At 63.6% G+C, this 12,197-nt stretch carries 10 protein-coding genes; 6 read left to right on the forward strand and 4 right to left on the reverse strand.

The window, feature by feature from the left end; translation table 11 throughout:
• Nucleotides 1-2 precede the first annotated feature (2 nt).
• The 5 genes from AC1D2G_RS24440 to AC1D2G_RS24460 all read left to right on the forward strand — a co-directional run bounded on the left by AC1D2G_RS24440 (nucleotide 3) and on the right by AC1D2G_RS24460 (nucleotide 7,717).
• Nucleotides 3-2,276 (forward strand): xanthine dehydrogenase family protein molybdopterin-binding subunit, encoded by a 2,274-nt coding sequence (locus AC1D2G_RS24440; RefSeq protein ID WP_477417194.1) that lies wholly within the window; start codon nucleotides 3-5, stop codon nucleotides 2,274-2,276.
• Nucleotides 2,273-2,878 carry a hypothetical protein gene (locus AC1D2G_RS24445; RefSeq protein ID WP_477417196.1) on the forward strand — a complete coding sequence of 202 codons (606 nt, stop codon included), beginning with the start codon at nucleotides 2,273-2,275 and terminating at the stop codon, nucleotides 2,876-2,878. Before AC1D2G_RS24440 ends, AC1D2G_RS24445 begins: the two co-directional genes overlap by 4 nt.
• Nucleotides 2,879-3,035: 157 nt before the next feature.
• Nucleotides 3,036-4,208, forward strand: a complete 1,173-nt coding sequence (locus AC1D2G_RS24450) for an efflux RND transporter periplasmic adaptor subunit (RefSeq protein ID WP_477417198.1) — start codon at nucleotides 3,036-3,038, stop codon at nucleotides 4,206-4,208.
• Between the two features lie 80 nt (nucleotides 4,209-4,288).
• Nucleotides 4,289-7,462 (forward strand): efflux RND transporter permease subunit, encoded by a 3,174-nt coding sequence (locus AC1D2G_RS24455; RefSeq protein WP_477417200.1) that lies wholly within the window; start codon nucleotides 4,289-4,291, stop codon nucleotides 7,460-7,462.
• Between the two features lie 96 nt (nucleotides 7,463-7,558).
• Nucleotides 7,559-7,717, forward strand: coding sequence for a DUF3309 family protein (locus AC1D2G_RS24460; RefSeq protein ID WP_095089435.1), 159 nt, complete (start codon nucleotides 7,559-7,561; stop codon nucleotides 7,715-7,717).
• A gap of 70 nt (nucleotides 7,718-7,787) precedes the next feature.
• On the opposite strand, the gene AC1D2G_RS24465 is transcribed toward AC1D2G_RS24460, so the two are convergent.
• Entirely contained in the window at nucleotides 7,788-8,747 is a 960-nt protein-coding gene (locus AC1D2G_RS24465; protein ID WP_477417202.1) for an SDR family oxidoreductase, read from the reverse strand.
• A 95-nt stretch (nucleotides 8,748-8,842) separates the two neighbouring features.
• Between AC1D2G_RS24465 and AC1D2G_RS24470 the strand changes: the two genes are divergently transcribed.
• Nucleotides 8,843-9,757 (forward strand): LysR family transcriptional regulator, encoded by a 915-nt coding sequence (locus AC1D2G_RS24470; protein ID WP_477417204.1) that lies wholly within the window; start codon nucleotides 8,843-8,845, stop codon nucleotides 9,755-9,757.
• Here AC1D2G_RS24470 and AC1D2G_RS24475 read toward each other — a convergent pair.
• From AC1D2G_RS24475 to AC1D2G_RS24485, 3 genes are all read right to left on the reverse strand, one after another.
• Nucleotides 9,715-10,896 carry an MFS transporter gene (locus tag AC1D2G_RS24475; protein ID WP_477417206.1) on the reverse strand — a complete coding sequence of 394 codons (1,182 nt, stop codon included), beginning with the start codon at nucleotides 10,894-10,896 and terminating at the stop codon, nucleotides 9,715-9,717. The two genes, AC1D2G_RS24470 and AC1D2G_RS24475, sit on opposite strands and share 43 nt — an antisense overlap.
• Nucleotides 10,897-11,026: 130 nt before the next feature.
• Nucleotides 11,027-11,335, reverse strand: a complete 309-nt coding sequence (locus tag AC1D2G_RS24480) for a DUF1244 domain-containing protein (RefSeq protein ID WP_477417208.1) — start codon at nucleotides 11,333-11,335, stop codon at nucleotides 11,027-11,029.
• An 18-nt stretch (nucleotides 11,336-11,353) separates the two neighbouring features.
• Entirely contained in the window at nucleotides 11,354-12,151 is a 798-nt protein-coding gene (locus AC1D2G_RS24485) for an N-formylglutamate amidohydrolase (RefSeq protein WP_477299972.1), read from the reverse strand.
• Nucleotides 12,152-12,197 lie beyond the last annotated feature (46 nt).

Here is a 12,197-nt window from a genome sequence, read left to right on the forward strand (position 1 = left end):
CCATGGCCAGTGTCGGAAAGATTGCTCGCCGCACGTTCCTGATCGGCGCGGCTGCCGTGGCGGGCGGCGTGGCCGTCGGCTACTACTATTATCGCAAACCGTTTCCGAACCCGCTCGAGACCGACCTCGGCAAGGGCGAGGCGACGTTCAACCCTTATGTGAAGATCGGCGCCGACAACACCATCACCATCGTGGCGCCGCGCGCCGAGATGGGGCAAGGCATTTCGACGACGCTGGCCGTCATGGTCGCCGAAGAGCTCGATGTCGGTCTCGATCAGGTCAAGGTCGAGCCCGGCCCGGCCTCCTATGCCTATTACAACGCCGCGATCCTCGAAGAGGGCGGCCCGTTCGCCTTCTTCGACGAGAGCATGACCGCGCAGGCGGTGCGCTCAGGTCTCGGCGTGGTCGGCAAGCTCCTTGCTGTCCAGGCCACCGGCGGCTCGGCTTCGGTGCGCGACGGTTTCGACAAGATGCGCCAGGCGGGCGCCGCAGCCCGCCAATTGCTGATCGCCGCGGCGGCGCAGAAACTCGGCGTTGCCGCCGCCGATCTGGAAACGGCCAATGGGTCGATCCTGCATAAGGCATCTGGGAAGTCGCTGACCTATGGCGCGGTTGCCGCGGCTGCCGCCGCCATGGCGCCGCCGGCCGAAGTCAGGCTCAAGGACAGGGCCGACTGGAAACTGCTGGGAAAGCCGCAGAAGCGCATCGACATGCTGGCCAAGGTCACCGGGGCACCGATCTTCGGCATCGATGTCAGGCTGCCAGACATGCTCTACGGCACGGTCAAGATGAGCCCGCGCTTCTGGGCCAAGCCGGTCAAGGCTGATCTCGCCAAAGCCGAGAAAATGCCCGGCGTGATCAAGATCGTAGCGCTCGAGACGAATTACGGTCATGGCTTCGGCATCATCGCGGAAAATACCTGGGCGGCCTTCAAGGCGGCCGATGCCATCGACGCCCAGTGGGCGGATCCCGAATATCCGCTCAGCAGCGCCGCCATTTCCGACGTGCTCAAACAGGCGCTCGGCACCAAGGGTTCGGCGATGCGTGACAATGGCGATGTCGATACCGCCTTTGCCGACGCGCCACGCGAAAGGATGGTCGAGGCAGACTATGCGGTGCCCTATCTGGCGCATGCGACGATGGAGCCGATGAACGCCACGGCGCGGTTCAAGGATGGTGCCCTCGACATCTGGTGCGGCAACCAGGCGCCGACCCTGGTGCGGCAGCTTTGCGCCAACGCGGTCGGCATCGAGCAGGACAAGGTCATCGTGCACACCACCTTCATGGGCGGCGGTTTCGGCCGCCGCGTCGAGATGGACTACGCGCTGTGCGCCGCACTGATGGCGAAGGCGACAGACGGGCGTCCGGTCAAGGTGACGTGGACGCGTGAAGAAGACATGCGCCACGACGCCTACCGGCCGGCCGCGGTCGGCAAGTTCCAGGCGCGGCTCGGCGACGACGGCATGCCCATCGCCATCGACATGAAGATCGCCTCGCCATCCATGATAGCCAGCACCTTGCGCCGGCTGTTTCCCTCGATCTCGCCGCTTGGACCCGACAAAAGCATCGTCGACGGCGCCTATGACCAGCCCTACACCATCCCGAACTATCGGGTGAGTGGTGTTGCCGCCCCCGTCTCCATTCCCGTCGGCTCCTGGCGATCGGTCGGCAGTTCGATCAACGGCTTCTTCCATGAGAGCTTCATGGACGAGATTGCCACTGCCGGCAAAATCGATCCGGTCGAGATGCGCAAGAAGCTGATGGCCGCCTATCCCGCAGCGGTGAAGGTGGTGGAGAAAGTCGCAGCGATGGCGAAATGGGGTGAGGCGCTGCCCGCTGGCAAGGCCAAGGGCATGGCCTTCACGCTGTCCTTCGGCAGTTGGGTCGGCGAGATCATCCAGGTGGCGGATACGCCGGCCGGCATCCGCATCGAGAAGGTATGGATCGCGGCCGATGCCGGCACCGCGCTTGATCCGGGCATCATCGAGGCGCAGCTGATTTCCGCCGCCATCTACGGTCTTTCGGCGGCCATGGGACAGGAGATCACCTTCGCCGACGGTATGGTCGAACAGTCGAACTTCCACGATTTCGACGCCATGCGGATCTTCCAGTGCCCGGTCTTCGAAGTCGCCATCCTGGAAAATTTCCACAAGATGGGTGGCGTCGGCGAGGTTGGCACTCCGCCGGCCGCACCGGCGCTGGCCAATGCCATCTTCGCGCTCACCGGCAAGCGCATCCGCACGCTGCCTTTGTCGAAAACGGTGGCCTTCGCATGAAGAGGCTCCTCATCATGCTGACGCCTGCTGCCATGCTCGTCTTTGTGGCGTCGTTCGCAACCGCACAGGAGAGCCAAACATCACCGAGCCAGGCGGTCGACATGACCAAGGGCCTGTCCGAATGGGACAAGATTTATGCGGTGTTCTCACACCCGCGCTGCGCCGATTGTCATGTCGCGGACGGCCGACCGCGCTGGTCGGGTGCGCATTATGGCGGCACGCGCGTGCACGCCTTCAATGTCCAGCGCGGTGACGACGGATCGGGCTTCGGCAATCCTGGTCTGCGCTGCACGACTTGCCATTTCGCAAGCAATTCCAATGCATTGCATGGACCGCCCGGAGCCGAGAACTGGCGCCTGGCGCCGGCCGAGATGGCCTGGTTCGGGAAATCCTCCGCCGAAATCTGCGCCCAGATCAAGGATCCGGCGCGCAATGGCGGTCGCAGTTTGGACGATATCGCGCTGCATGTTCGCGACGACAGGTTGGTCGGCTGGGGCTGGGCGCCGGGGTCGAACCGTGAGCCGGCTCCGGGTTCGGCCGAAGCAACCTTTGAAGCGATCGAAAACTGGTTGGCGGTGGGTTCACCTTGCCCTGTGCCGTAATGGTCTTGCAACTTTAAGGCTATATCGCAGTGCAACTTTGATGTAGAAGCGCGCTTCGCCGATCACGGCAAATTGAAGATGGCCTGGCGCGCACCCATATCGGCGACGCGCCCGCGTTATGAGGACGCTGGCCGAATCCGCAGTGGAAAAAACGACGATGAGAATCAGGTTTCACAAGCTTGCAGCCGTTGTTGTGCTCATTGGTTTCGCGGCCTGGATGGCGACAGGCGAGTTTTCGTCGGTCGGCAGCGTCGCCGCCAACAAGGCCAAGGCTGCCGAAGTCGAGCAGGGCAAGGCACCGGACGCGAACAAGCCCAAGGCTGCTGAAGCCGAGCCGAAGGCACCGATGCGCACCGTCGCTGTGGTGACGCCGCCGCGCAAGACCTATGCGCGCGCCATCCGCGTTTCCGGGTTGACCGAAGCCGACAAGCGGGCCGTGCTGGGGACGCGCGTTGCCGGTGTCATCGACAAGTTGCCGGTCAAGCAGGGCCAGCACGTCAAGACCGGAGATCTGGTGCTGATGCTTGCGGCCGAAGAAAAGATCTCCATGGTCGACAACGCCAAGCAATTGGTAGTGCAGCGCCAGGCTGAGTTGGACGCAGCTCTGCGACTGATGAAGTCAGGCAATTTGCCGAAGCTGCAGCTCGATACAGCGCGCTCGAACCTGACTTCTGCGCAGTCGATGCTGGAAACGGCACAGGCCTTACTCGAGCGCAATGAGGTGAGGGCACCTTTCGACGGCGTTATCGACCGGGTGCCGGTGGAACTCGGCAGTTCCATCATGGAGGGCGGCGAGGTGGCAACCATCCTCAAGCTTGACCCGGTGATCGCCCGCGGCGAAATCAGCGAGCGCGACCTCGGCTACCTCAAGCTCGGCGACAAGGCCAATGTCCGGCTGGTCAGCGGCCAGACGGTCGAAGGCACCGTGCGCTACATCAGCCGCGACGCCTCGTCGGCGACCCGCACCTTCCGCGTCGAGGTGGCGATCCCCAATGGCGACGGCTCCGTGCCCGCCGGCATGACGGCGGAAATCGCGCTCAACGCTCAACCGACCGACGCGGTCGTGCTGCCGCGCTCGGTGGTGACGCTGGGCGACAAGGGCGACCTCGGCATCCGTGCCGTCGGTAAGGACAACAAAGTGGCGTTCTTCCCGATCGACCTCGTCGACGACACACCGACCGGCCTCGTTCTCGGCGGCATCCCGGCCGACGCGCGCATCATCGTCGCAGGCCAGGAACTGGTGAAGGAAGGCGATGAGGTCAACCCGGTCGAGGCCGACCAGGCGACCCTCCGGAAGCTGCTGGGCGAGGCGACCGCCGGGACGCAATAGAAGGGGTCGCGACGGACCGGCCCTGGGCGGGGAGAATCGGCTGCGACGCAGCTCCTGAAATTCGAAAACAGGCGTTAGCCATGGATATCGTCAGACTCGCAATCAACAATGCCCGCCTGACCATCTCGGTCCTGGTCTTCCTTCTGCTCGCAGGCTGGGTTGCTTATCAGTCAACGCCAAAGGAAGCGGAACCAGACGTTCCGATTCCGATGATGTATGTCAGCCTGATCTATCAGGGCATTTCGCCCGAGGATTCAGAGCGCCTTCTGTTGCGGCCGATGGAAAGCAAACTGAAGAGCCTGAAGGGCCTCAAGGAAATGCGCTCGGCCGCCTTCCAGGGCGGCGGCTACGTGCTGGTCGAGTTCCAGCCGCAGACCAACCTGGCGACGGCACTGCAGGACACGCGCAGCAAGGTGCAGGATGGCAAGGCCGACCTGCCGCAGGCGGCTGAAGAGCCTGTTGTTACCGAGGTCAATATCTCCGAATTTCCCGTCCTCGTCGTCACTCTGTCAGGCGAATTGCCCGAGCGTGTGCTGACCGCTGCCGCGCGCGAACTGCGCGACCGCATCGAGGAAGTGCCCGGCGTTCTCGAAGGCTCGCTGCAGGGCGCGCGCGACGACCTCGTCGAGGTCGTCATCGACCCGATGAAGCTGTCTTCCTACGGGCTGCAGCTCGATCAGCTGATCGGTGCGGTCGGCAACTCCAACAGCCTGGTCGCCGCCGGCAATATCGAGGGCTCGGAGGGCAAATACGCCGTCAAGGTGCCGTCACTGATCGAGACGCCCGAGGATGTGGCGGCGCTGCCGGTGGTCGCCGGCCCCAATGCCGTGGTTCAGGCCAAGGACATCGCGACGATCCGCTCCACTTTCAAGGATGCCGAGACGGTGACCCGCCTCAACGGCAAGCCGGCCATTGCCATCGAAGTGAAAAAGCGCATCGGCGCCAATTTGATCGACACGCTCGCCAAGGTCAGGGAGGTCTCCGACGCCTTCGTCAAGACCATGCCGCAAGGCATGAATGTCACCTACACGCAGGACAAGTCGGTCTTCGTCAACCAGCTGCTCGGCGATCTGCAGAACCATGTTATGATCGCCGTCATCCTGGTGTTCATCGTCATCCTCTACGCGCTGTCCGGCCGTGCCTCACTGTTGATCGGCCTGGCCATTCCATCATCGTTCCTGATCGGCATCCTGTTGCTTGCGATGATGGGCTACACGATCAACATGATCGTGCTGTTCAGCCTGATCCTGGCGGTTGGCATGCTTGTCGACGATGCCATCATCGTCACCGAATTCGCCGAGCGGCGCATGGGCGAGGGCATGCCGAAGGCGGAAGCTTTCGCGCTTGCTGCCAAGCGCATGGCCGGCCCGGTCATCGCCGCGACGATGACGCGCATCGCCGCCTTCTCGCCGCTGCTGTTCTGGCCGGGCATCATCGGCGACTTTATGAAATACATGCCGATCACGCTGATCGTCACGCTGTCGGCGTCGATGCTCTACGCGCTGGTGTTCGCGCCGACGCTGGGGGCGATCTTCGCCAAGGCACCCGAGCACCATGCGGATGACAATCGCGACGGCTGGTACATGGCCGTCGTCAAGCAGGCGGTGCGGTTCCCCATCACCGTGCTGGTGCTGACCGTGGCGCTGCTGTTCGGCGTCGGCTTTGCCTATTCGAAATATGGCGCCGGTGTCGAGTTCTTCCCCAGTGTCGAGCCAGACTACGGCCTGCTCTACGTGCACGCCCGCGGCAACCTTTCGCTGGCCGAAATGGATACCGCGACCAAGACCGCCGAAAACAGGCTGCTCGGCTGGCCCGGCATCAAATCGGTCTACACCCGCGTCGGCAAGACGCAAGGCGGCGGGCAGGATGTTCCGGAAGACGTGGTCGGCGTCATCCAGTATGAATTCATCGACTGGCGCGAGCGCAAGTCGGCGAACCAGATCCTGGACGAGTTGCGTGGCGTCATGGCCGGCATTCCCGGTGTCGATGTCGAGGTTCGTGTACCTGAAGCCGGTCCGCCAACCGGCAAGCCGATCCAGATCAGGCTTTCGGCGATCGATCCCAAGGGGCTCGACGACAAGGCGCGCGCCGTCGCGGCGCGCATTGCCAAGGTGCCCGGCGTCATCGATATTTCCGACGGCCTGCCGCCGCCCGGCGTCGACTGGGCGCTCGAGGTCGATCGCGCCAAGGCGGCGCAGTACGGCATCAGCCCGACTTCGGTCGGAACGGTGGTGCAGCTGGTGACCAATGGCCTGAAGCTCTCGGAATACCGGCCGGCAGGTGCTGACGATGCCGTCGACATCCGGCTGCGCCTGCCCGAAGACCGGCGCACACTGTCGACGCTCGACGAGTTGAGGGTGCAGACCTCGCAAGGCTCGGTGCCGATCTCGAATTTCGTCGTGCGCAAGCCCGAGCCGACGGTTGGTATCCTCAACCGCATCGATGGCGCCCGCACGGTGGTCGTCCAGGCAAACGTCGCCGCCGGCACCCAGGTCGCGGCCGTGCAGCAGGAGGTCACCAAGGCTGTCGCCGATATGGATCTCGGCAGCGGCATACGCTGGAAGCTGGCCGGTTCCAACGAGGACAGCGCGGAGGCCAGCGCCTTCCTCGGCAAGGCCTTCGGCGCGGCGATCTTCCTGATCTTCCTCGTGCTGCTGATGCAGTTCAACAAATTCACCAGTGTGCTGATGGTGCTGTCCTGCGTGGTGATGGCGACGATCGGCGTGTTCCTGGGACTGCTGTTGACGGGAGAGGCCTTCGGCATCGTCATGTCGGGCATCGGCGTCATCGCGCTGGCCGGTGTGGTGGTGAACAACAACATCGTGCTGATCGATACCTATGACCGGCTGCGTGAAGAAGGCTGGGACAAGATGGAAGCGGTGTTGCAGACCTGCCGCGAACGGGCCCGTCCGGTTGTGCTGACGGCGGTGTCGGCGATCCTCGGCGTGCTGCCGATCGCCTTTGGCCTCGGTCTCGAAATCTTCCATCATGAGACGACCATCAACGCGCCGTCGACGCAATGGTGGATCTCGCTGTCGTCGGCGATCGTCTTCGGCCTGTCCTTTGCCACCCTGCTGACGCTGGTGGTGACGCCGTCGATGCTGATGATCTTCACCCGCAGCAAGAACAGCCGCTTCTACGCATTTTTCCGTCGGCTATTCCGGCGCGACAAGGGAAAGGTCTCGTCGACCGCCACGCCGGATACGGATGTGGGCAGCGAGCCGGCTATCGCCTTTCCGAAGGCAGCCGAATAGAGCTGCCTGCGAACCTCCGACGCAAAGGCCGCCCGGAACAACCGGGCGGCCTTTTGCATTGGCCCTTGAGCAAAATGTCAGCGCGGGGCGTTCTTTATGCCGATCACCACCATCCTCATCATCGTCCTGATCCTTGTCCTCATTGGCGCGATACCGGCCTGGCCGCACTCGCGCTCCTGGGGTTATGGGCCGTCGGGCATTGTCGGTGTCGTGCTTGTGGTGCTTCTGGTGCTGCTGTTGATGGGGCGGCTCTGAGCCGCCCTCATTCGGTAGCGAGATGGTGTGGACAGACGGGCGGGCATAGCTGCGCCCGCCGACGTGCCTATCAGGCAGCTTTCGCAACGCCATTCACCGTGGCGATGCCGATGTCCTCGAGAGCCTCGGCGACCGCCTGATCCAACGGCGTGTGCGGAGTCTCGCCGATGATATGTTCCAGCCGCGTCGAGAGCAGCCGATGCGGCTCGAAGCGCAGATAGGACATCGAGACGATCTCGCGCCACATCGCCACGAACGGGCTGCCGGCACGCAGCACCCACCAAGGCATCGAGGTCATCTTGAGTGCTCTGCCAAGCGCCTTCTCTGACGCAGCCTTGAGTTCCAGATCGGTGATTGCATGGCCTGGAAAGTTTAGCGCCTCATAGAAGCCGAGCTTGTCGAGATTGCGCGCCAACGCGACGAACCCTACGGCGAAGTCCGGCAGGTAAGCCCATTCATGCACCAGATCGACCGGACCGGGCGCGGTATAGATGCCCTTGTTCATCTTGGCGGCGACGACCAAATCGAACCATGACCCGCTGCCGGTGCCGCCGAAGAAGTCGCCGGCCCGCAAGAGAATGGTGCGGACACGTCCGGCCTTCGCCTCGCGGCGGAATAGGTCTTCCATGGCACAGCGGATGCGGCCCTTTTCCGTCGTCGGGTGGAAGGGCGTGTCCTCGGTGATCACCGCCGGCATCGGCGAGCCGTAATTGTAGACGGTGCCGGGGAAGAGGTGCAGCGCGCCGTTCGCGTGGCAGGCGGCCATGACGTTCTCGGCCATCGGCAGGCACTTGCCCCAGTCGGTGTAGATCGGGTTGAGGCCGTTGAAGATGATGTCGACGCCTTGCGTGGCGCGGATCAGGGCTTCGCGGTCGAGCGCGTCGCCGGCAACGGCCGTGGCGCCCTTGAGTTCGGCCGGCACCTTACCGCTGCGGGTGATGGCGCGGACATCATAACCGGCATCGATGAAGGCCTTGGCGACCACGCGGCCGAGCCGGCCATTGGCACCGAGAATTGCGATCTTGGTCATTTTTCAACTCCGTGTCGATGTTTGCAGCTCGAATATGGTCCCCTCGCTCACGAATGGAAATTGACCATAAATTGGCTTCTGATATTCATAAATGAATGAATGAAATCGACTGGAACCTGATCAAGAGCTTTGTCACTGTGGCTGAGACCGGCAGCCTATCGGCCGCCGCTCGGAAGCTCTCGGCCAGCCAGCCGACGCTTGGCCGCCATATCACCGAGCTTGAGCAGGCGCTTGACATCACGCTGTTCCGGCGTGGGCGCCGCGGCTATGAACTGACGGAAGCCGGCAGCACTCTGTTCGAGCGCGGCAAGGCGGTGAGCGAGCAGGCAAGCGCCTTTTCCCTGCTGGCGCTGGGGTCGGTCGAGGCGATCGAAGGCACGGTGCGCATTGCCGCCAGCGAGGTGGTGGCGGCTTATGTGCTACCGGAGATAACGGCGCGGCTCGGCATCGAGGAGCCCGGCATCGAGGTCGAGATCGTTGCCTCGAACCAGGTCGAGAACCTGTTGCGCCGCGATGCCGACATCGCCATCCGCATGGTCAAGCCCGGGCAGAACGAGTTGCTGGCGCGCAAGGTCTGCGATATCAGGCTCTGCGCCTGCGCGGCCAAGTCCTATCTCGACAGGTGCGGCCGCCCGCTGCAGCCTGCCGACCTTGTCGAGCACGCCCTTGTCGGCTTCGACCGCAGCGATGAGATGATCAGGGGCTTCACCCAGTATGGCATCCCTGTCACCCGCAACAGCTTCCGCTTCAGGGCCGACAACCAGATCGTCTTGTGGGAAGCTGTGCGGGCGGGAAACGGCATTGGTCTCGGCCAGGAGCCGCTGGCCGACCGCGATCCATTGATGGAAAAGGTGCTGCCTGGCCTGCCGCTGCCAGTGCTGCCGGTATGGCTGGCCATGCATCGCGACGTGCGCACCAGCGTGCGCATTCGCCGCGTGGCGGATTTCCTCTACGAGGAACTCAAACGCTATTCGGCCGGCGTGGCGTCGGGAGCGAATTCGGCGCGGTGAGCAAGCCCGGCCATCAGCAGCACGACGACCAGCAGCGCCGACATGGCAATGAAGATCGGGCCGAAGCTGAAATGCTCGGCAACGAAACCGATCGCCGAAGGCGCTACCAATATGCCGGAATAGCCCATGGTGGTGACTACGCTCATGCCGGTGCCCGACGACATGCCTTCCTGGTTGCCGCCGGCCGAAAAGATGATCGGCACCATGTTGGCGATGCCGAAGCCGCACAAGGCGAAGGCCGCGATTGCAAGCCAGGGCGAGGGCGACAGTCCGGCGATCAGCATGCCGGCGGCAGCGACGAGCGCCGACGCGCGCAACGTCATCACCGCGCCGAGGCGGTTGCGAACGCCGTCGCCGAAGAAGCGCATGATCGCCATGACACCTGAGAAGGCGGCGTAGGCAAGACCGGCAACGGCAAGGTCTGCACCAAGTTCCAGCCTTAGATACAGTGCCGCCCAGTCGAGCACCGCGCCTTCGGAAATCATCGTCAGCAACGCCATCAGGCCGACGAGGTAGACCAGCGGATTTGCCGGCAGCGCGAATTTGTGATGCTCGGTCGCCTGCGGCCTGTCCTCGGCGACCAGATGGCGAACCGCCACCGCGATCACCGCGAAGGCGAGTGCCGTCACCACCGCCGCGTGGGCGAGGTGGCCGTAGTGCTGGATGGCAAAGCCGCCGAGGCCGCCGCCGGCGAAACCGCCAAGGCTCCAGAAGCCGTGCGAGGACGACATGATGGCGCGCGAGAGCCGCCGTTCGACCACTACCGCATTGGCATTCATGGCGACGTCCATGCCGCCGATCGAGCCGCCGAAGATGAACATGGCGATGGCCGCCAGCGGCACGTTGGGGGCCAGCGCCACCACCAGCAGGCCGAGGCTGCCGCAAAGGCCGAACCAGCGCAGCACGGTGCGCGAACCATGTTTCGAGATCAGGTGGCCGCACCAGGTCATCGCGGTGACAGCGCCGGCGCCGAACAGCAGGATCAGCAGGCCGAGCGTGAACTTCGTGATCTCCAGCCGGGTCAGAAACACCGGGATCTGCGGCGCCCAGCTGCCGGTCAGGAAGCCGTTGGCGAGGAAAATGGCTGCCACGGCCCATCGTCCGCGAATGGCAGTCTGGATGGCGTTTTGCGCGTCCATGCTCGAATCCGGTGAAGAAATAGCGTTGCGCGGCAAATTAGATCGATTCAATTTTCAGTCAAGCGGTCTTTCGGAAAAGCATTTGGGCCAAACACAGCCTTGGAAATGGCCGGGTTATGTCGAGGGCTAATTAGTGGTCCTTGGGCCGCCGCGCCTCGAATTCAGCCTTCTTGGCATCGGAGGCCTCGGTCTGGTTGAGCGCCTGCCATTCAGCATAGGGCATGCCGTAGACGATCTCGCGCGACTGGTCCTTGGACAGGTCGACGCCTTCGGCCTCGGCAGCTTCGCGATACCAGTTCGACAGGCAGTTGCGGCAGAAGCCGGCGAGGTTCATCAGGTCGATGTTCTGCACGTCGTTGCGCTCGCGCAGATGCTCGACCAGCCGGCGAAAGGCCGCAGCCTCGAAATCGCGCTTCTGCTCGTCGCTGAGTTCGGTCATCGAAACCTCCTTGCGGCTCTACAATGGCCCGGTTCGGGAGCCGAATTGCTTGACCACATGTATATCGGGACGGCGGTCGATTGCGTCAACGATCGGTGCCAGGCGCTGCGCCCAGGCGATCGCGCCCGTCTGGTCCGATATCAGGTCCTGGCGGATCTCGATCAGCGCATGGGCGAAGCCGTTGATGATGGCGTGCTTGTACATGGTGTCGCCGCGCAACGCGCCATCATAGGGTTCGTTGTCGCCAACCACGAGGCTCTTGTCGGCGGCCAGCATGTCGATCAGCGGCCGCGCCACCCGGTCATCCCGATCCCACAGGATGCCGACATGCCAGGGACGTTGGATCCCCTGCATGGCCGGGGTGAAGGAATGCACCGAGAAGATGAAGGGCGTCTGGGCAGAGGCCTGCGCGACCGAGGCAATCATGGCGCCGACGGCGTCGTGATAGGGCCGGTAGAAGGCGTCGAGCCGCCTTTCGCGCTCCTCGGCAGCAATCGGGTAGTTCCCGGGCACGACCGTGCCGTCATAGAGCTGGCGAATGAGCGTCGGATCGTCTTCTCCGCGATTGGGATCGATCAGCAGCCGCGAGAAATTGGCGAGCACCGCCGGCACGCCGAGCAAGGCAGCCAATTCGCGCGTCACCGCCTCGACGCCGATATCATAGGCGATGTGACGGTCAAACTCCGCCGCCGGCAGGCCGAGGCTGCCATAGTCCTCCGGCAGGTCGCGGCGGGCATGGTCGCCCAGAAGCACAATGCCTCGCTTGCGGTCGCCTTCGACGATGTCGAAAGGCGCGAAAACTGTGGATCGGGTCATTGGCGGGAAATGGTCTGTTCGCTGGCTTCCGGGGAGGGTGCTATCG

Source organism: Mesorhizobium sp. P2_C7 (assembly GCF_056404515.1).